Source organism: Kangiella sp. HZ709 (assembly GCF_009674675.1).
GTDB lineage: Bacteria > Pseudomonadota > Gammaproteobacteria > Enterobacterales > Kangiellaceae > Kangiella.
Genome location: NZ_WKJC01000001.1, coordinates 1,760,025 through 1,781,023, shown reverse-complemented (window position 1 = coordinate 1,781,023; position 20,999 = coordinate 1,760,025). Strand labels below are relative to the sequence as shown.

General features: G+C 39.5%; 19 protein-coding genes. 14 read left to right on the top strand and 5 right to left on the bottom strand.

Features of this window, described 5'->3' with window-relative positions; all coding sequences use genetic code 11:
- Positions 1 to 6 precede the first annotated feature (6 nt).
- Positions 7 to 552, top strand: coding sequence for a hypothetical protein (locus tag GJS41_RS08350; protein WP_154246816.1), 546 nt, complete (start codon positions 7 to 9; stop codon positions 550 to 552).
- A 32-nt stretch (positions 553 to 584) separates the two neighbouring features.
- Here GJS41_RS08350 and GJS41_RS08345 read toward each other — a convergent pair whose 3' ends face one another.
- Positions 585 to 1,058, bottom strand: a complete 474-nt coding sequence (locus GJS41_RS08345) for an FxsA family protein (protein ID WP_154246815.1) — start codon at positions 1,056 to 1,058, stop codon at positions 585 to 587.
- Positions 1,059 to 1,233: 175 nt separating this feature from the next.
- On the opposite strand from GJS41_RS08345, the gene cutA reads away from it, so the two are divergent.
- From cutA to GJS41_RS08320, 5 genes are all read left to right on the top strand, one after another.
- On the top strand, positions 1,234 to 1,566 hold the full coding sequence (gene cutA, locus GJS41_RS08340) for a divalent-cation tolerance protein CutA (protein ID WP_154246814.1): 333 nt from the start codon (positions 1,234 to 1,236) through the stop codon (positions 1,564 to 1,566).
- Positions 1,567 to 1,600: 34 nt separating this feature from the next.
- Positions 1,601 to 3,430, top strand: coding sequence for a protein-disulfide reductase DsbD (locus GJS41_RS08335; protein ID WP_255473433.1), 1,830 nt, complete (start codon positions 1,601 to 1,603; stop codon positions 3,428 to 3,430).
- Positions 3,431 to 3,531: 101 nt separating this feature from the next.
- Positions 3,532 to 3,834 carry a hypothetical protein gene (locus tag GJS41_RS08330; protein ID WP_154246812.1) on the top strand — a complete coding sequence of 101 codons (303 nt, stop codon included), beginning with the start codon at positions 3,532 to 3,534 and terminating at the stop codon, positions 3,832 to 3,834.
- Positions 3,835 to 3,887: 53 nt separating this feature from the next.
- Positions 3,888 to 5,834 carry a copper resistance system multicopper oxidase gene (locus GJS41_RS08325; RefSeq protein WP_154246811.1) on the top strand — a complete coding sequence of 649 codons (1,947 nt, stop codon included), beginning with the start codon at positions 3,888 to 3,890 and terminating at the stop codon, positions 5,832 to 5,834.
- Between the two features lie 10 nt (positions 5,835 to 5,844).
- Entirely contained in the window at positions 5,845 to 6,546 is a 702-nt protein-coding gene (locus GJS41_RS08320) for a copper resistance protein B (protein ID WP_154246810.1), read from the top strand.
- Positions 6,547 to 6,621: 75 nt separating this feature from the next.
- Here the strand turns inward: GJS41_RS08320 and GJS41_RS08315 are convergent, their stop codons facing one another.
- The 4 genes from GJS41_RS08315 to GJS41_RS08300 all read right to left on the bottom strand — a co-directional run bounded on the left by GJS41_RS08315 (position 6,622) and on the right by GJS41_RS08300 (position 12,596).
- Entirely contained in the window at positions 6,622 to 7,620 is a 999-nt protein-coding gene (locus GJS41_RS08315; RefSeq protein WP_154246809.1) for a DMT family transporter, read from the bottom strand.
- 99 nt (positions 7,621 to 7,719) lie between these two features.
- Entirely contained in the window at positions 7,720 to 10,260 is a 2,541-nt protein-coding gene (locus GJS41_RS08310; protein WP_154246808.1) for a CHASE2 domain-containing protein, read from the bottom strand.
- A gap of 33 nt (positions 10,261 to 10,293) precedes the next feature.
- The gene (locus GJS41_RS08305) at positions 10,294 to 11,859 is read right to left on the bottom strand and encodes a FecR domain-containing protein (RefSeq protein ID WP_227551313.1); all 1,566 of its coding nucleotides are present in this window, start codon (positions 11,857 to 11,859) and stop codon (positions 10,294 to 10,296) included.
- A 23-nt stretch (positions 11,860 to 11,882) separates the two neighbouring features.
- Positions 11,883 to 12,596, bottom strand: coding sequence for a response regulator transcription factor (locus GJS41_RS08300; RefSeq protein WP_154246806.1), 714 nt, complete (start codon positions 12,594 to 12,596; stop codon positions 11,883 to 11,885).
- A gap of 379 nt (positions 12,597 to 12,975) precedes the next feature.
- On the opposite strand from GJS41_RS08300, the gene aroQ reads away from it, so the two are divergent.
- The 8 genes from aroQ to GJS41_RS08260 all read left to right on the top strand — a co-directional run bounded on the left by aroQ (position 12,976) and on the right by GJS41_RS08260 (position 20,997).
- Positions 12,976 to 13,419: a type II 3-dehydroquinate dehydratase gene (gene aroQ, locus GJS41_RS08295; RefSeq protein WP_154246805.1), complete on the top strand. Its 444-nt coding sequence runs from the start codon at positions 12,976 to 12,978 to the stop codon at positions 13,417 to 13,419.
- 33 nt (positions 13,420 to 13,452) lie between these two features.
- Entirely contained in the window at positions 13,453 to 13,905 is a 453-nt protein-coding gene (gene accB / locus GJS41_RS08290) for an acetyl-CoA carboxylase biotin carboxyl carrier protein (RefSeq protein ID WP_154246804.1), read from the top strand.
- A 45-nt stretch (positions 13,906 to 13,950) separates the two neighbouring features.
- Positions 13,951 to 15,297, top strand: coding sequence for an acetyl-CoA carboxylase biotin carboxylase subunit (gene accC, locus GJS41_RS08285; protein WP_154246803.1), 1,347 nt, complete (start codon positions 13,951 to 13,953; stop codon positions 15,295 to 15,297).
- A 167-nt stretch (positions 15,298 to 15,464) separates the two neighbouring features.
- Positions 15,465 to 16,151: an RDD family protein gene (locus GJS41_RS08280; RefSeq protein WP_154246802.1), complete on the top strand. Its 687-nt coding sequence runs from the start codon at positions 15,465 to 15,467 to the stop codon at positions 16,149 to 16,151.
- Positions 16,151 to 17,128 carry a stage II sporulation protein M gene (locus GJS41_RS08275; protein ID WP_154246801.1) on the top strand — a complete coding sequence of 326 codons (978 nt, stop codon included), beginning with the start codon at positions 16,151 to 16,153 and terminating at the stop codon, positions 17,126 to 17,128. The genes GJS41_RS08280 and GJS41_RS08275 overlap by 1 nt, the downstream gene beginning before the upstream one ends.
- A complete protein-coding gene (locus GJS41_RS08270) occupies positions 17,115 to 18,704 on the top strand; it encodes a DUF4129 domain-containing protein (protein WP_154246800.1) in 1,590 nt (529 codons plus the stop codon). The genes GJS41_RS08275 and GJS41_RS08270 overlap by 14 nt, the downstream gene beginning before the upstream one ends.
- On the top strand, positions 18,697 to 19,911 hold the full coding sequence (locus tag GJS41_RS08265) for a DUF4350 domain-containing protein (RefSeq protein ID WP_154246799.1): 1,215 nt from the start codon (positions 18,697 to 18,699) through the stop codon (positions 19,909 to 19,911). Before GJS41_RS08270 ends, GJS41_RS08265 begins: the two co-directional genes overlap by 8 nt.
- 9 nt (positions 19,912 to 19,920) lie before the next feature.
- On the top strand, positions 19,921 to 20,997 hold the full coding sequence (locus tag GJS41_RS08260) for a MoxR family ATPase (protein ID WP_154246798.1): 1,077 nt from the start codon (positions 19,921 to 19,923) through the stop codon (positions 20,995 to 20,997).
- Positions 20,998 to 20,999 lie beyond the last annotated feature (2 nt).

Here is a 20,999-nt window from a genome sequence, read left to right as displayed (position 1 = left end):
CACATTATGAATATTGAAAAAGCTCAAGCCGAAGCCCGTTATCAATACTTAAGAGGTGGTACCGGGGCTTTTGTTTCTGGATTCGTTTGGTTGATAGCTGCCTTGGTAGCAAGCTACTATGGTTTAAATCAAGGTTTTATTGTTCTTTTTTTTGGTGGAATGCTGATATTCCCTTTATCCACACTAGTCTTAAAACTTATATTTAAGCGCACTCTTTTAGCCAATGGACATCCTAGCGGACAAATTGTTATTGAAACCGTCTTTCCAATGATTGCGATGTTGGTGATTGCTTGGCTACTGATCCCTATAAAACCTGAATGGGTGTTTGCAGTTGCCAGCATTGGCGTTGGTACTCATTACTTTGGCTTTCGTACCGCTTATGGTGATTTCAGTTACTGGGTACTTGGTAGCGTAATGACTTTGGTAGGATTGATTACGATCTTCTTTAAACAACCCAAGCCAGAATTAGTCCCCTATATTATTGCAATAATAGAAATCATCTTTGCTATTTGGGTAGTCGCGTTAAGTATAAAAAAAGACAAGCCCGTATAAATGTAGTTTTGCTTTAATAGCAGTTAGACGAATTAGTCCTTACGCTCATATTCGCCTTCAATCACCCCATCATCTTGTTGCTTGGGTTGCTGCGACTCAAAAGGGTTTTGGCTTGATTGTGCGTTAAAGCCACCGGTTTTGACGGACTTAAACCAGCCTAACTTAATTAATTTTTTAGCGAACCAGTCACGGCTCTGAGGAATAAGCCATAAAAAGCCCAATGTATCCGTTAGAAAACCAGGCGTTATCAAAAAGGCTCCTGACACTACTAACAAAACACCTTCAACCATTTCCTCTGCCGGTGCCTGTCCCGTTGCTAGTTTTTCCTGAAAACGAGCAAACACACTAATACCCTGCCCTTTCAGCATATTAACGCCAATTACGCCAGTCAGAATAATCAATGCAATTGTTGGGCCTGTACCGATCAGACCGCCAACACCAATCAGAACATAAACTTCGGCAATCGCAATAGCGATAAACAACAGGATAAAGTGTCTAAACCACATATTTTTCTCGTTAACTCTTCAAGTCATTTCCATTCACGCTACCTTTACTGACAAACTTTTACGCTTATTCACCAGTTAAGGGCATGGTTTCTCAATGTATTAATCATATAATGGCTGCTAACCATCATATTACAAGCTCGATAATTGTAACGAGTTATGATTACGAAAGAAAAGAATGAATACCCCTGAATTTCAAATATTGCTATCAACCGCGCCCGATCAAGCCAGCGCAGAATTGCTAGCGCGTGATTTAGTCAAATTGAAACTCGCGGCCTGTGTTAATCTAATGCCGCAGGTGACTAGCATCTACTCTTGGCAGGATAAGATTGAGCAAGAGCAAGAAGTACTACTTTTAATAAAATCCAAGACAGCTAAGTTTGCAGCAATTGAAGACTGGTTAGATAAAAACCATCCATATGATGTCCCAGAACTAATTAGTTGTAATATTAACGAAGTTTCCGCCTCTTATGGGCAATGGCTAACAAACTCTCTAGACACTAAACTCTAGAAATTCACCCGGATACTTAACCAAGAAAATGATGATGAAAAAGATTTTTAGTTTTATTTTTCTACTTTTAATTTCAACTGGCTTTAACGCTAACGCAAGCCCAGCCATCGATCTGGGTTCGCTTATTGCCAAAGAAGATAAATTATTATCTGTAGATGATGCTTTTATTCCAACACTTGAGATATTAGACGACCAAGTCATCGTGAAATTTGATATAGCTGAGGGTTATTACCTCTATAAGATGCGCCTTAAGCTAACATCAAAAAATGCTTCTTTCGGTGAGCTCATTATTCCAGAGGGTTATGAAAAAGATGATCCTTATTTTGGATTAACTGAAGTCTATTATAAGTTTTTAGAATTTGCCGGGCCGATCACTGCGGCTAGTAGCAAATCAATAAAGGTATCTTTAGATTTTCAAGGTTGCGCCGAAGATCGTTTGTGTTACCCGCCTACAACTCGCGAGTTTGACTTAAACGTTGATAGCTCTTTAGTTACTGCAACGAGCTCTACTAGCTCATCAGAAGGATCAAACCCAGCAGCATCCTCTAGTACTCCTGAATTTGCTTCTGAGCAAGATAAGTTAGTGGATGATTTAAACAATAAAAGTATTCTTTGGAATTTCTTTAAATTTATTTTAATCGGCTTAGGGCTTACTTTTACGCCTTGTGTTTTCCCCATGATTCCAATTATTTCAGGAATTATTGCTGGGCAAGGTGACAAGTTAAATACTCGTCGTGCCTTTGCTTTATCCTTAACCTACACCCAAGCAGTTGCGATTGTTTACACCATTTTAGGGGTTTTAGTTGCGCTTGCTGGTAAGTCTTTATCAGGTTATTTACAACATCCTTATTTTGTTATCGGCGCTGCCGTAGCTTTTGTACTGTTATCGCTTTCCATGTTTGGTTTTTATGAATTACAACTGCCTTCAAGTATGCAGGCTAAACTGGCGCAAAAGTCCAATGACCAAAAAGGCGGTTATATCGGAACAGCGATCATGGGTGTTATTTCTGCTTTGATCGTATCACCTTGTGTCACAGTCCCATTAATCGCAATTTTATTGGTCATTGCACAATCAGGCGATATTCTTTTAGGCGCTACCGCTTTGTATGGACTTGGCGTAGGCATGGGTATCCCGCTAATTATTATTGCCGTTACTGGTGGAAAGTTCCTGCCAAAAGCCGGCGCTTGGATGGATGCCATCAAAGCAGCCTTTGGTGTTGCCATGTTAGCTGTCGCTTTATATCTGGTTAAACACCTATTACCCAACTCAATCTACATGTATGGTTGGGCTCTATTAGCCTTAATACCAGGCTATTATTTATTTCAAAGTTCTTTACCTAAAGCTGGTTGGAATAATTTCTTTAAAGCCATTGGTTTAGCTTTAATGGTTTACGGAACTTTATTATTTATTGGCGGCGCCCAAGGTAATCGCGACTTAGTTAGCCCATTAAAAGGTACCTATGTCAGCAGTGGCACAGCGGTTGCAGAATCAAATCAACACCTGCCTTTCGAACGAGTAAAGACTTTAGAACAACTTCAAGCCAGGGTGGTTCAAGCCAAAGCTGAAAACAAAACCGTAATGCTGGATTTCTTTGCTGAATGGTGTGCAGCTTGTTATGAATTTGAAGAGCTGGTCTTTAGTCGCCCTGAAGTAGCGCAAGCACTCTCTAATACGGTTTTATTACAAGCCGATGTGACTGATAATGATCAGTTCGATGTTGAGCTTATGGAAGCCTACGACGTATTAGGATTGCCCAGTATTATGTTTTTTAACGCACAAGGACAGGAATTGCCTCAATATAGGGCCACTGGATTTGAAGACGCTGAGCAGTTTTTAAAACGAATTAATGCCGCTTTAAAATAAGGGTATTTCGGTATATTATTTGTAGTATGAATAAATCCATCATCTCACTCCTGTCCATTTGTGCGCTGCTGCTTTCGTTAGTAGTGCCCAAAAGCCTGAGTATGACTAGTCATAACATGGATATGAAAGTAGATACAAATGAGATGATTCAGCCCAATTCAAATAGCGATCATTGTGCTGAGATGATGTCCAAGCAATTGGCGTCAAAACCTACAAAAACCGATGAACAAAGTGACTGCTGTGAAGAGTGTGATTGTTTGATGGCTAGCTCATCGAGCTTTTACAATCAGCAAGCTCTGTTCAGCACTTTTATCCACTTGCGCAAAGGCAAATTACTAGTCTTTAATAAGCATCATTACTTGAATCCTTCCCAGGAATTTTTTATACCTCCCAAAATTTCTTAACACAAAACCGATCCGTCTTTATTAAGTGTTATTAATTTCAACTTGGGTGTTACATGAGTCATTTATTTAAAAATCCTAATCTTTCGCGACGTCAATTTGTGCTGGGCGCGACTTCTACGTTAACCGTATCAAGCCTCCCTTGGTCAAGCGCAATAGCTGACACAGAAAACTCTATTCATCAGTTAACCAGTTTAAAAGGAAATAAGTTTGACTTAGATATTGATTATCAATTGGTTAATTATACTGGTAAGAAAGCGCTCGCTACGACTGTTAACCAAGGCTTACCGGCTCCCGTTTTGCATTGGCAAGAAGGTGAGCGAGTTACTTTAAACGTCACCAATAAATTAAAAGTCGACAGCTCTATTCATTGGCATGGCATTATTCTTCCTTCTGAAATGGATGGAGTTCCTGGTTTAAGTTTTGATGGCATTAAGCCTGGAGAAACATTTCAATATCAATTCGATCTCAATCAAAGTGGTACCTATTGGTATCACAGCCATTCCGGTTTCCAGGAACAAACTGGGATCTATGGCGCCATGATTGTTCATCCGAAAGAACCTGAGCCTTTTGACTACGATTGTGATTTTGTGGTGATGCTATCCGATTGGAGTGATGAAAACCCGCATGATATTTATGCCAAGCTCAAAAAAATGAGCCATTACTATAATTTCAGAGAAAGGACTATGCGCGATCTTTGGAATGATATTAAAAATAAAGGCTTATCGGGTACTATGGCCGAGCGCGAAATGTGGAATCAAATGCGTATGAGCGAAACGGATATCGCCGATGTAACAGGTTATACCTACACCTATTTAATGAATGGCAATACACCAGATAGCGGCTGGCTAGGACAATTCCGCAAAGGTGATAAGGTGCGCTTGCGCTTCATTAACGCCGCCGCCATGAGTATTTTTGATGTCAGGATTCCAGGGTTAAAAATGACGGTGGTTGCTACGGACGGTCAGCTTATACAGCCAGTCTCCATCGATGAGTTTAGAATTGGTGTGGCAGAAACTTATGACGTTATAGTTGAACCAGAAGATAAAGCTTATACCATTTTTGCGCAAACTATTGATCGTTCTGGTTTTGCTCGTGGAACTTTAACGCCAGATTTAAATTATTCTGCTGATGTTCCGTCTATGGACTACGCTCCTATACTTGAGCATAGGGATATGGGGATGGATCATTCAATGCATAATATGACAGGTATGGATCATTCCAAAATGGATCACTCCAAAATGGATCACTCCAAAATGGATCACTCCAAAATGGATCACTCCAAAATGGATCACTCCAAAATGGATCACTCCAAAATGGATCACTCCAAAATGGATCACTCCAAAATGGATCACTCCAATAAAGAGCACAGCCAGCATAGGATGCCAAAACAAAATGGCATGCAACATCATAAAAATCACGACCTAACAGCTTCAGATTCTAAGCTTGGAAAAGCTGGCTACGGTAGTAACAGTCCAATCCAGCATGCTGAAACTGAGTACGGACCTCACGTCGACATGCGAGCAGAAATGCCTATGGATGGCATTGATGATCCTGGGATAGGATTAAGAGATCATCAGGAACGGTATGGCCGCCGAGTGTTAAAGTATTCTGATATCAAAGGTTATTACCCAACCCATGATAAACGTCAACCTAGTCGTGAGTTGCATATACATCTTACCGGCAATATGCATCGTTATATGTGGTCGATGAACGGCATCAAACATATGCACGCTGAACCGATTGAACTTGAGTATGGCGAGCGGATCAGAATTGTTTTAGTCAACGATACGATGATGACTCACCCAGTTCATTTGCATGGAGTATGGAGCGAGCTTGAAACGGGCGATCCGGATTATATTCCTAAGAAACATACTATTATCGTCCAGCCGGGTTCTAAGGCGAGCTACCTTGTTACAGCGGATGCTAAAGGACGTTGGGCTTATCATTGTCATTTACTATTCCACATGCCTGGCATGATGCGTGAAGTGAAAATCTCTTAAGGTGACTAACATGAATACTTTACGCTTAATTACTATTTTCATTAGTCTTTGCGCTTGTGTCATTCAAGCTGGCTCCAAAGATGATCCCCTATTAACTCATTTAAAGGTTCATCAGCTAGATTACTTCCAAGATGACAACCTTGATGTTTTTGCTTTTGAAGCTGATTTTTGGATAGGCAAAGATTTAAATAAATTTTGGTTAAAAACAGAAGTTGAACAGGTGGGTTCAGAAACAGAGGAACTGGAGCTACAAGCCCTCTATTCCAAAGCCCTCTATCCTTATTGGGATCTACAGTTCGGTGTTCGCCATGATTTTCAATTAGCTGAAGAAAGAACCTGGGCGGTTATAGGCTTACATGGTTTATCACCTTATTATTTTGAAATCGATAGCGCCATCTTTGTCGGCGATAATGGCGATTTAGCTGCCCGCTTTGAAGCAGAATACGAAATGCCCATAACCCAACAATGGATTCTCAGCCCTGAACTAGAGGTTAACTTTTATGGCCAGGATGACCCTATCAATGAGATCGGCTCAGGTTTATCCGATGCCAGTTTAGGTTTGCGTCTAAGGTATGAGTTTGTTAGAGAGTTTGCTTTTTATTTCGGCTTTGAGCATAAAAAGAAATACGGCTCTACCGCTGATTTTGCCGAATTAAATGATGGTGAAAATGAAGAAAACAACTTTTTAGTAGGGATTAAATTTTGGTTTTAAACCTGCTTCTCATTCTTACCTGATCTTGATTCAGATTTATCAGCCATTCCCGCAAAAGCGGAAATGGCTGAACATCTAATGGCTAATTTTCAGTTGCGACTTTAGATCGAAAATCATTTCTTTTGAGCTAGGGATCGCCTCCCACTGACGGGCAATGGCAGACTGCTCTATGAACACAGTTTTTGCTTTTGGCTTGGTTTGCGACCAAATCACACCAATCAAGACCAATCCAGCTGCCGCGTATTGCATCGGTGCCAAAGTCTCACCCAACAGCAACCAGCCAAAGAATAAAGTGCCCAAAGGTAAAAGATTCATTAAGCTTCCAACTTGTGACGCCGGCATAACTTTGAAGGCAAAGTTGTAACAAGTAAACGCAAAAATATTGACCCCAAAAGCTAAAAATAAAATCGCTAGGATCGCTTGGCCAGAAATATCAAATGATATGGCTTCTGTTTGCATAAACACTAACGGCAGGAAAAATACCGTACCAGCAATAGTTTGTAGCATCGTTAAAAATATTGGCGAATAGCGCTGTGCTAATTTTCTTGCTAATAAGCAGTAGACAGTAGCCGCAACAATGGCGCCAAATTCTAAAAGGTTGCCTAGCCAAGGATTTGAAGCATGCTCAGAAGCTCCTCCTGTGACCGTCAATAAAATCACACCCGCTAATGCCAACAAACAACCTACAATAGTACGACCACTTATTTTTTCTTTTAAAAAATAAAACGCTGCTACCGCAATTAACAGCGGCTGTAAGGCAGTGACCATACCTGCTTCGGAAGCCGTTGTGTAAGTCAAAGCATAGCTTTCAAAAATAAAATATAAGCAAGGCTCACACAAAGCCAATAAACCCAAGAGCCACCAGTCGCCCTTTTGGTAGCTCTGCTTTTTAGTAATGGGTTTTAAAAAGAATATTAATACCGCCATTGCCAATAACATTCTTAAAAAGACTGTGACCATTGGCCCAAGCTCAGCAATAGCGTACTTCATTGCAACAAAAGATGCAGACCATAGCAAAATAGCCATCAATAAACCGGCTGCAGCTAACTGAGATTGTTTCTGTTGTAAAATCATAAGCTTCGACTCAAACTGAACAAAATTTAAGCAGATTGTAATGACTAAAATGACTTATGAAAAATGATGATTTTTTATGCTGTATATTAGATTTACTAATTAATCCTTTACTAATAAATGATTCGGAAACTCAAGAGTAAAAGTTGAGCCACTTTTGTTTTTTTGCCCGCAACTTTCAACAGTAACCTTGCCACCCAAACGTATCATTACAGCTTTCACGAACCTCAAACCTAAGCCTATACCATTAATTTTTGTCACCTCATGCTTTTGCATCCTTGAGAAGGGCTTAAATATTGCCTCCATTTGTTCCTGATCGATACCATCACCTTGATCACATACTTTAACCAATGTGGCTAAAGGGGTAACTTCGATCAAAACAGTTACTTGGGTATCTGTTGGCGAATATTTTATTGCGTTTGTTAAAAGGTTAATGATAACTCGCTCTAACATATCTTGATTTGCTAACAACCAAATATCTTCGTACGCCATAAAATCAAATTCGATATTGATACTTGCGTTAGAAGCTTGTGGCGTCACTATAGCAATAGCATTGTCTATAGTACTCAATAACTCAATAGGGTATGGTTTTGCTTCGGCATTAGATTCAACCCTCGATAACATCAAAAACTGCTCTGCCAGGTTTAAACTCGAACGTGTTAACTTCTCAATTTCTCTATGGATAATCGATAGTTCTGCAGTGCTAGAATCATTATAGTTTTTATTGAGCAAGGCTAATATCGATGTCATTGGAGAGCGTAAATCATGTGAGATAAAGTCAATCATCTCTAGCTGCCTTCTTTGCTCCCTTTTAATTTCCGAGATATCAACCATGTTGATAACGATAAAATCATTATCTGCTAAATTATCAATGAGCGAGATACTTACTTTAACATCAAGAACTTTATTAATTGACGCTGTAAATTCGTGTTGAATACCATCTTTCAATACTTTTAGCACCGGCTCAGACCATTCATCATCTCGCTTCAGCTGTAATAACCCAAATAACTCTTTAAGGCTTAACTCTTTATCTTTTGATAATCTAGGAACGTAGCGTTTTGCAATCAAGTTGCTATAAAAAATCAAACCATTCATGTCGACGAGAATAACGCCGTCACTCATTCTATTCATGGTTTGTTCTACAAATCTTCTTAGAAAGTTTATTTGTGAAATCGCTTCATCTAAAGTTTTTACTCTTGACTCAATGACACCGTAACTTTTATTTGCCTGTACACTTTCTTCTTTAGGTTCTTTAATGATTCTCCTGAGTAATCTTTTATCCTTTAATCTGCTATCTGTTTTTTCAAGTTTCAACAGTTGATTATAGAGCTCTCTTTGATCGTTTATCTTGTTGAAATCACTCTTTAATGCTTTCTTTTCTATTAAGTTAAGCTGAGCTAAAAAACTGAGCTTGGCGGTTATATTCTTCGTTGGCTCAGGTTTTAAGGAGTGCTCCATCTCTATGTTAAGTCGTTCCACCGTCGCTTTAAAAAACGTCATGTTAGACACAACTTTCTGCCACACCCAAAATAAATATCCAACACTTATAACGGCAATTAACGTCGCTACTTTAAACCACAGATATTGAAAGTGCATTAGATACCATTGCAGAAATATGATAGCTAAGAGTATTATTGCACTATAGTAAAAGCTTCGACGAGGTAATAACTTTGGTAAAAAAACAAAAAATACCAATACAATACTTGTCAAGATAAGTGAATTCGAAACATTTGGCATTGCTTCGATGTAAGATTCATCTTTTAGAGCTTCAAATAAAGTCGCATTAATTTCAACGCCCGGCATTATTTGACCATCTCGACTCATCGGTACCGGTAAAAAATCTGCATTTCTTGCTGCTGTAGCTGTGACGCCTACAAAAACCACTTTATTTTTAATCGCATCTAAAGCCGTTTGTTTTCCTTGTACGACATCTACAAAACTAATTTTTTTAAAATGGTTCTGATTCTTTTTATAAGGTATATAAATTAATCCGTCTTTCTCAATAATGGTTAAATCATAAGACGGTGATTTCGACTTTTCATTAATTGGTAAGGCATAAACTGTGTCAGAGCTAACCTCTAATACCTCTGCTGAAAAACTCCGCCAAAAGGGTTCACCTAAGCCTGCTTTAAGGTAACTCGATCGAGCGATGTTGTCTGAGTCTAACTCAAAATGAACCACACCCATTTTCTTTGCCGCTTGTATCAAATCAGGGAAAGGCATTACCTCTAGAAGCTCTCTATTTTGTGCGAGCTTTTCAATTATTACCGGGAAGACTACTTTGCCATTATTCTTAACAGCATCCACTAATACTTGGTCGTCTAGATCCCTATTTTTGTCAAATAGCACATCATAACCCACAGCTTTAACTTCAGATTTTGAGAGCTGGTCTATTAGTTGTGCGTGCAGTGTTCGATTCCAAGGCAACTGTCCATATTCCTGCAAACTTAATTCGTCCATGGCAACAATCACCACATCTTCACTATTAGTGTCAGGCTGCAATCTTAGAATACGATCATAAAATAGATAATCTAACGGCAGGAGCCATTGAGAATAAGAAACATAAAAAGTAAATGCAGCGAATACCGCTGCAAGAATGTAGTGAGAATAAGATTTTGTAGGTTTAATATTATTCACATCCATTTAGTGATTGACCGCTCATGTAGCGGTCAAAATTTAATATATCATTATTGCTTCTGGCTGAGTGAATGCCAGAGTTTTCCCGTCTACAATTTGTGCAACTCTAAAATAATAATAACCTTTATTAGTGGCTTTCAATGCCACTTTATTTTCATTTGTTGTTCCTTGCTGGGTTATATTCTTGAACTCTTTATCTGTTGCTAACTGCCACTCAAATTTCTGACTTTGACCAAAATTATTCCACTTGGCATTGATAGCTTCACCTTCTTTTACATCAAAAACTTCTACCTTTATAGTTTTAGGGAGATGGACAGTAAATGGTATTGGTAAACTATAGCTGCTATTTTTTTCAGTACTTTTCCCCAGCACTCTCCAATAATAAGTTCCTATTGGCAGCTGCTCTCTTAACGTTACTTTACTACTACGAGTTTCCCTTTCACGCAAAATGTTATCAAAAGTTTTACTATCTGAAACTTGATAATGATAAGCACTAAACATCTGATCTTTTTGCCAAGACATTTCAACTTTTTTGTTGATATCGAAGTGAGTTAATGAAGCCGCTCTTTTAGGCGGCAATATTTTTCCGTTTACAAAAAAACTATGCTGCCTATCCAATCCCTCTAAACCATTGTCATCGACCGAACGCACTCTTACTGTATAGTCGCCAACTGCTAAATTTTCAATTTTAGCTTTTGCACTTGATAACAAATTTGAATCAATCAGGCTGACAGCTTCGTTACCTTCAAAAAGCTCGAGTCTATAAGCTTTCGCGCCCTGCTCTTGTTGCCACGCTAATTCTGCCATGGTTCCATAGTATTCCAGCTCAGCCCCGATTAAATTTGGAGCAGGCAAAAGCTCAATAACATTATCCGACTTTTTACCTTCTTCAGCGACCAGGCCAAATCCCATTGGCACTAAGCTTGCCGCAGCATTATTAGCAACCTGAACTTTCCCTTCACTTACTTCATTAAATGATACTGAAGAATTATCCTTCCCCACCCTCACTCTAAATTCAGTGCCTCTGACAGTTGCCACTGCTGAAGGAGTATGAACTTCAAACTTAGATTTACTACCCTGCAACTTGTTCACTCTTCCTTCTGCACTACCTTTTAGCAGCCGCATGCGGCTATCGACCATCCCGGTGCGTCCCCACTGAGTTAATACATCAAAAATTAATTCTGATTGACTACCTAAAAGTAACTCCGAGCCATCGGCAAAACGCAACATGGCGGAACTGGATTCTCCAGTTATAATTTTATCACCCAACTTAACCGAGTGAAGTGTTGAGAGAGGACTTTCCTTGTATGCATTCTGGATTAAGACATTACCTTGAACTGAGGTTACTTGAACCCTAGCTGGACCAAACTTCAAATAATTCACAGGAATTTTTAATACAGTACCAGCAACTAAATTATCCGCATCCACAATGTTGTTATAAGCTAGCACTTCGTCTATTCGATAAGGATTTACCAAATAGCTTTTGCCAATTTTAGAAGCCGCTTCATTCGGACGAACCGTATAAAGCCAGTCATTGGTAAATGCCGGTGTAGCCCCTACCAAAACTAACAATAAAATTAACTTTAAAACAAAATTTTTATACATCATCATGCTAGCCAGTACGAGCTTTAGGCAACTGCCTCCGTATCTATAAGTTTTTCTAAACGATAGCCATGTTGGTATACAGTTTTTACCTGATAACCACTAATTGCTCTTAAGTTCAATTTACGTCTTAATGAGCTCACATGCGCATCGACGGTTCTTGTAGATATATCCGACTCGATGCCCCAAATGTTTTTCAATAAATACTTTCGAGAAAATAAGCGACCAACATTTCTTAATAACAATACACCTAACTCATATTCTTTAGTTGTTAAGTTTACGGCTTTATCATTATGTAAGATTTCACGATGACTTAAGGAAACTGTGTAGGGTCCAACTGTAAATTCTTTTTGCTCATCTCCAAGACCTGAACGACGAATTAAAGCATTCAATCGAGCTTCTAGTTCATACCTTCGATACGGCTTGATCATATAATCATCAGCCCCTTTTTCTAACGCAGATACAATATCCGTTTCTGCATCTCGATTGGTAACAAACAAAACAGGACCTTTCCAATTCATGAAAGATCTTAAGTGTTCCAAAACTTCTATACCTGCTTTATCAGGTACTTCCCAATCAAGAATCAACAAATCAAATTCGCTTTTTTCTAAACGTGCTAAAAACTCAGTACCCGTTTCGCAATGGGCATATTCATAACCTGACTCATCAAGCACTTGTTTCATTTGCAACGCTTGGGCGTTATCATCTTCTAAGTATAAAATTTTTATTGGATTACCCATTAATACTTCCTTCTATTCGATATGAATCGAACATAACATTTCGTCATTTTATATAGTGAGCTATAATCTAATGCACAAATCATCAAGCATCACCCTCTCAGTGTCTATTTTTAACATGTATTTGTAAACTTATTTGCAATAATTTGTAAAATTAATTCATAATAATCAATGCGTTACATAAAATTTCAATCGATATTCGAAATTTCAACAGCTCCGACCATAGACACTAAATGTAGCCAACATCACTCAAAATACATTAAAATCTGCCAACTTTAAAAATATGATGGATTTAACATCTTGAGCACTCAAGGTGAGCAATCTTATAGAAAGTATGCTTTTTACAAGATTTTAGCTGGAATTAGTGCTATTTTAACCGAATATGACTGATATATTGTTACTTAATGGACCAAATTTAAATCTTCTTGGACAGCGAGAACCTGAGATTTACGGTGATCTAAGCTTAGAAGCAATTGAAAATGCTTGTAAGCAACAAGCTGTAGAGCAAAATTTAACCTTTAACAGTTTTCAGTCTAACTCTGAATCCGATCTGGTTGAACGTATTCAGCAAGCAAAAAGCGATAAAGTGCAGTTAATTGTCATTAATCCTGCAGCATATACGCATACCAGCGTTGCTATACGGGATGCTTTGCTGGCAGTTGAAATACCTTTTATAGAGGTTCATTTATCAAATCCTTATTCACGAGAGCCGTTTAGGCATCACTCTTATTTTAGTGATATCGCGATGGGCACTATAGCGGGTTTTGGCATCCATAGTTATCGCTTTGCAATGCAAGCAGCTATCGACAAGCTAACGGCCCAATAACGAATTATTCATTATTAACTCTAGGTAATAACAATGGATTTACGAAAAATTAAAAAATTAATCGAATTAGTAGAAGAATCAGGCATTGCCGAACTTGAAATTCAAGAAGGTGAAGAGTCAGTTCGAATATCTCGTGCTGGCACCGCTGTTGCAGCGCCAACTCAAATCACCGTACCACAAGCGGTTGCTCCAGTTGCTGCAGCACCTCAAGCAGAAGTGGCTGCAGCAGCACCTGCAGCACCTGAAGTTTCAGGTCATGCTGTAAAGTCGCCGATGGTAGGCACTTTCTATTCAGCTTCAGCGCCTGGCGTTAAAGATTTTGTAGAGGTTGGCCAACAAGTTAATGTCGGTGATGTTTTGTGTATCGTTGAAGCGATGAAAATGATGAACCAAATTGAATCGGATAAAGCTGGTGTTATAAAGCAAATTCTTCACACCAATGGCGATCCAGTTGAGTTTGATGAGCCACTATTTGTGATTGAGTAATTGACACTCGAATCTTCTCGAACCAACGATTAACAGAGAAAAATTATGTTAGAAAAAGTTGTCATTGCCAACCGCGGAGAAATAGCATTACGCATACTTCGCGCATGTCGCGAGCTAGGAATTAAAACCGTTGCAGTTCATTCCACCGCCGATGCTGATTTAATGCATGTGCGCCTGGCAGATGAATCCGTCTGTATTGGTCCCGCTGCGGCACAACAAAGTTATTTAAATATTCCAGCGATCATATCTGCGGCTGAAATTACTGACGCTGTAGCGATTCACCCAGGATACGGCTTCTTAGCAGAAAATGCAGATTTTGCCGAACAAGTTGAACAAAGTGGTTTTACCTTCATTGGACCAAGAGCTGATGTGATTAATTTAATGGGCGATAAAGTTTCTGCAATCGCCGCCATGAAAAAAGCTGGTGTTCCTTGTGTACCTGGTTCAGATGGTCCGCTAGGAGATGATGAGAAGGCTAATTTGTCTATGGCCAAACGCATCGGTTATCCTGTGATCATTAAAGCTGCTGGTGGTGGTGGCGGTCGCGGTATGCGTGTTGTACATACCGAAGAGGAATTAATTAATGCTATCTCTTTAACCAAGTCAGAAGCTGGCTCAGTATTTGGCAACGATATGGTGTATATGGAGAAATTCCTAGAAACTCCACGCCATGTAGAAATTCAAGTATTAGCTGATGGCCATGGAAATGCTATTCACTTAGGTGAACGTGATTGCTCAATGCAGCGCCGTCATCAAAAAGTCGTTGAAGAAGCTCCAGCTCCAGGTATCACCGAACAAATGCGTCGTCATATTGGCGAACGTTGTACTCAGGCCTGTATTGAAATTGGCTATCGAGGTGCTGGCACTTTTGAATTCTTATATGAAAAGGGCGAATTTTATTTCATTGAAATGAACACACGTGTACAAGTTGAGCACCCAGTGTCTGAGCTTATTACTGGTGTTGATATTATCAAAGAGCAACTTCGTATTGCCTCTAACCAACCTTTATCTTTCAAGCAAGAAGATATCAAACTTAACGGCCATGCGATTGAATGCCGTATTAATGCCGAAGACCCTGATACTTTTATCCCAAGTCCTGGGGAAATTAAGCGCTACCATGCTCCTGGCGGTCCAGGTATCCGTATGGATTCTCATATTTATGCCACTTACAAAGTGCCGCCCCACTATGATTCGATGATCGGTAAATTGATTACTCATGGTGAAACTCGCGAAGTTGCAATCGCTCGTATGCAAATGGCTTTAGAAGAAATCGTGATCGACGGAATTAAAACCAACATCGATTTACAAAAACGTATTTTGAAAGATGTGAATTTCCAAAAAGGTGGCACTAATATCCATTATTTAGAACAACATATGTTCGGAGAAAAGTAATTTGGATTTGCCTTTTTAGTAATATATTAAAGCAGACTTAGGTCTGCTTTTTTATTGGCTAAAATTAGGCAAACCCCTTAAATTTGGTTAGACTGTCTGAGTGGCCAATAAGGTCAAAGGATCAACATAAAAACAAAATAACAAATCAATCGACTTAATTGGCAATCATGTTAGACAACACTTCAAAAGTAGAAACACCTGAAGGTATCGAGCTACCGCTCGAGGTGGCTGGAGTTGTGCCACGTGCACTTGCTTATATCATCGATCTATTAATTTTCGTTATTTTAAATTACACCATAGCTTTAACGATGGGGCTTTTGGGTAATTTTGGTGAAGGCCTTTATCTGATTTTATTTTTTATTCTCTTTTGGCTCTATCCGGTGATTTTTGAAGTTTTTCGGAATGGCCAAACTCCTGGTAAGAAAGCTTTAGGCATTAAAGTCGTGCATCAAGACGGTACACCAATCAGTTTAAACGCGTCATTTGTTCGTAATATTTTATTATCGGCAGATTTTTTACCCTTTTTCTACACCACTGGCTTTATCTCGATGATGCTACACAAAGACTTTAAACGTTTAGGCGATATGGCTGCTGGCACCCTGGTTATTTATACAGAAAAAGAAAACAAAGAAGATCCAATTCCAAAAGTAAAACCCAAGGCGCCTACTTTTGCATTGAGCTTAGAAGAGCAGCGTTCCGTACTCAGTTTAGCCGAAAGGCATCAACAATTATCCAAAGCTCGGCAAGATGAGTTATCCAATTTATTGCCGGAAAAATTATTTCCTGCCAATACCGATAACCACAATCGACTCAAGCAACTGCACGCTTTTGCTAACTGGTTAAGGGGTAATTGATGCGCCAACAAGAATTTGAAAATCTCTACCAAGACAATTGGACGGCCTTTACTGAGCAATGTGAGCTGTTAGAGAAAAGGAAAAACCTCGGCGCAGATATCGATTTCAGCGCTAACTATCGCGAGGTTTGTCATAACTTAGCGCTGGCTCAGCAAAGAGGTTTCAGTCCCGGCTTAGTAGCATCGTTGGAAAAACTATCCGCCAGAGGGCATCAATTACTTTATAAAAACCGCCAATCCTTATTCGGCAGAATTGTTCATTTTATTAGCAAAGGCTTTCCACGCTTAGTCAGAAAAAACGCAAAGCTGTTTTGGTTAACCACCGCTGTTTGTTATATCCCCGCTTTGTTGGTTTTCCTGATTATTTGGGCCGACCCTGATATGGCTTATAGCTTTCTTGGTTCTGAACAAGCTGCCAGTTTAGAAAGTATGTATAACCCAGCAAACGATCGTATCACTGAAAATCGTGATATTGATTCTGACTTTCAAATGTTTGGCTTTTACCTTTGGAATAATATTACCGTGGATCTGCGAACATTTGCTGGTGGTATTTTGGCTGGAATAGGTAGTTTACTAATTTTGTTACTGAACGCTGTGCTACTCGGTGCGGCTTCGGGTCATATGCTCAACGTTGGTTATGACGATACTTTCTTTACCTTCGTCATCGCACACGGAGCACCAGAGTTAACTGGCATGGTAATATCAGCCATGGCTGGTTTAAAAATTGGTTGGGGACTAATTGCTCCAGGCAATTACTCCAGAAAAGATGCACTATTTCTTCGCGCCAAAGATGGCGTAAGACTTTTATTTGGGGCTATATTTCTAACGGCAATCGCAGCTCCTATTGAAGCTTTTTGGTCGTCGATTGGCACCTTTGATCCGAGTGTTAAATATACCGTTGGGGCCTTCAGCTGGGCTTTAGTTATTACTTACTTAGTCTTTGCTGGTCGCCAAGGAGATACTGATGGATCTCAGTAAAATCAGTATTAAACTTAGACCGCGCAACGGTTATGCTGCTATCGATCTTGGCACTCGTATGGCGCAAAGAAATTTAAAGTTGATGCTTATTAGCTTTATCATTGTCAGCCTGCCATTGTATTTAGTGTTGCTGTTTATTTTTCCCGAACGCCCGCTACTGATAACTTTTTTTATTTGGTGGTTAAAACCTTTATGGGAAAGACCATTGCTGTTAATTTTGTCTCGCGATGTTTTTCATCAAGCAACCCATCTCAAAGAGGTTTTGAAGTTCAGTCTTACTAACAATTACAAGCAGTGGTTCCAAAGTATTACTTGGCGTAGGTTTAGCCCTACTCGCTCTTTTGATGCGCCAGTTGTCCAGCTAGAAAACTTATCGGGTAAGGTCCGTCGTGAACGTTTATCTGCCCTACACTCCAGAAGCCCTACCGCTATTTCAGGAATTACTTTTGTATTGCATTTAGTAGAAGCTTTAATGACTTTTGGTGTCATGTTATTTATCTTACAGTTTATTCCCAATGATATTGAGTGGATACTTTTCCTAGAGCAGGTTTTTACTAATACTGGCCTTGATCTATTCTATTTGATCTTATCCCTATGTTGGTATTTAGCCATGGTGATCGTCGCCCCTTTTTATGTAGCAGGTGGCTTTAGCAGTTATCTTAATCAGCGAAGTATCCGCGAAGCCTGGGATCTAGAGTTAGTCTTCAGACAATTAGCAAATAAACATACAAAGAAAAAATTCGATTATAAGAATCTGGTGGCAGCACTGTTGGTTTGCATTTTTACTTTTTCAGTACCTCAAGGAATATCTTCTGAGCAACCGGCAAATAACGAAACGACTAAAGTGGATGCTTACGCAAAAGAAAAAGCCAATAGTCGCCAAGCGATTCAGCAAATTCAATCGGGGCCAGAATACAAAAGAGTCGAACAGACTTGGGAATTTAGGAAAATAAATCCGGATAAACCCAAAGAAGAAGATCCCGAGAAAAAAAACAAATCCAATAGCAACTTTGATAAAGGGCTAGCCAAAACTCTTTCTTGGATTTTCCTTATCCTACTGGTTATATTCTTATTGTATAAGTTGCCCGCCATTATTGAGTATTTTGACTCTGGTGCAAAAGCCAAAAATAAAAATCTAAAAGATATAAATAAACCGGAACAATTATTCGGTTTAGATTTAAAGCAAGAAAACCTGCCCGATGATATCGTACAAGAAGCTCAAGCACTTTGGCAGGCGAAACAACAACGCGAAGCTTTAGGTCTTCTCTACCAAGCCAGTTTATCTAAGTTAATCCATGACTTTGACTGTGAATTTGAAGATGGTTTTACTGAGCTTGAATGCCAAACTATCGTCAGTAGAATGCAACTGCCGCTGAAAGATTATTTCGCTGAATTAACCAGTATTTGGCGGTTATTAGCTTATGGCCATCAACTACCTACTAGTGAAATCTTTTTACAAATTTCCAGCCAATGGCCAGAACATTTTGAACCTAAAAATGATCCTAATGCTGAAGATGATAGTTCAATAAAAAATACCCAACAAGCTGCTTCACAAATGGAGACTGACAATGAGTAAAAAAGAACTCATTACGCCTCCTTTTAGGTGGGTTGCACTTTTTGGTGGTGTTTTTTGTATCCTCACATTTTGGTACTTTCAAGTTTATGGCATCTTCCCCGTAGAGAAGAACCTTGGTTCCAGTGCAACGGTTCGTTTCACTCCCTACCATACTGCCGGAAAACTATTGGAACTGAATAACACCAAAGTTGAGCACTATAGAAACTTAAAGGCTTTGAATCAGCCATTTATTGAAGCAGATACGATCGTCCTGTCAGCCAAGCCAGGTCATATGAATCCTGAAAAACTGGATGTGCTGCTCAAATGGGTCGATGCAGGCGGTAGTCTATTTTATTGGGCTAATCGCAAATCAGAAACTGATACCGATTTATTGCTCAATCATCTCGATGCAGGTCTAGTCAAAGACCAAGTCGCCGAGCAGGATAAAGAAGTAGAAGACTTATTGGACTTAGGTAAAGAAGTTTTACCAATGCTAGGCGATCTGAAAAGAAATGAAGAGCAGGCAACAAGCATACAAATTGCTGATTTGGAAACCAATATAAAGATTGGATTTAACCCAACTTGGCATCTCTATGATTATTCAGGTAATGCTTATTATTATACTGACGACGATAAAGATCACCTGCTGCAATATTTAATTGGTGATGGTCAAATTTTCCTTATGAGTGATATGAACATTTGGAACAACGCCAATATTGATGATCATGATCATGGTTTCTTTTTGCAGTCCATGATTATGAGCGGAGCAGATCAAGATGTTTGGTTTATGTTCGGCGGCGAGCACGAATCTGCTTTTAACAAATTGCGAAAGCAGGCCATGCCTTTATTTTGGATTGGGTTGTTGTTCTTAGTTTTATGGCTATGGCGGCAAATCCCAAGAGTGGGACCAAAGCTCAGTTTAAATCTTTATCAACGGCGTAATATTGGCGAGCATATTGCTGCCTCCTCTCAGCTGAGATGGCAACTCAAGCAATTGCCGCAATGGGTAGCTAACCAAAGAAAAATCATTTTTAAACATGCTGCCATTCGTAATCCCGGCTTCAGTCAGCTCAGCCAAGAAGAGCAAATGAGCTGGCTAGCGACTGTAGGCTCTGTTGATAGAAAACAGCTAACCTATTTATATGACCATTCGGGTTTAAATGAATTTAAAGAACTACAATTTCTTGAGTTAATGCATCAATTGCAAAAACTCAAGAGTCGATTATAGGAAAAAAAGATGAGTGATATAAACGATTCAACAACTGACAACTCTAATCAAGAGCAATCTCTGCAACCTCAAGACAGTGCTCCTGAAAACGACCCAACCGCAAACGACAATAAGCCCGCGGCTAAAGATCCGATTCAGTTATGTCATCGAAAAATTCAAGCTATTCGTGGCCAGATTACTAAAGCGATTATAGGTCAAGACAATGTTGTCGATCTTGCTTTAGTCTCTTTACTCGCTGCAGGCCATCTACTAATCGAAGGTGTTCCGGGATTAGGCAAAACCCTATTAGTAAAATCTATAGCCAAAGCTATTTCTGGTGATTTTTCTCGTATTCAATTCACTCCGGATCTCATGCCAAGCGATGTCACGGGCCACGCATTCTTTGATCAAAAAGATAGCAGTTTTAAAGTTCGCAAAGGACCGGCATTCACCAATTTACTGTTGGCTGACGAAATCAATCGTGCACCAGCAAAAACTCAAGCTTCATTATTAGAAGTGATGCAGGAACAGCAAATCACCATAGAAGGCACCGCACATACTATTGATAAACCTTTTATGGTGCTCGCAACACAAAATCCACTGGAACAAGAAGGCACCTACGCTTTACCAGAAGCTGAGCTAGATCGCTTCTTACTTAATGCAACTATTGAATATCCAGATGCCGCTAGTGAGCAGGCGATTGCAAAAATGATTACTGAAGGTCATGTGGGCGATAGTTTTGCCACTGAACAAATTGAAGCCATTGCGACGGTGAAAGACGTCTTAACGATGCAAAAAGTTGCCACCACCGTCGAAGTGGATGACTCACTCTATGCCTACGCTGTGCGTTTAGTACAAGCAAGCCGTCAATGGCCCGGTATTCGTAATGGCGCTGGGCCAAGAGCAACCATTGCTTTAATTCGTTGTGCCAAAGCATTGGTTTTATTACGTGGCGGTCAGTTTGTAACTCCAGATGATATTAAGCAAATTGCAACGCCAGTTTTACGTCACCGAATGAGCTTATCAGCGGAGCTTGAGATTGAAGGAGTCAAGGTTACTTCAGTTATCCAAGATATTCTTGAACAAGTAGAAGCTCCGAGAGGATAAAC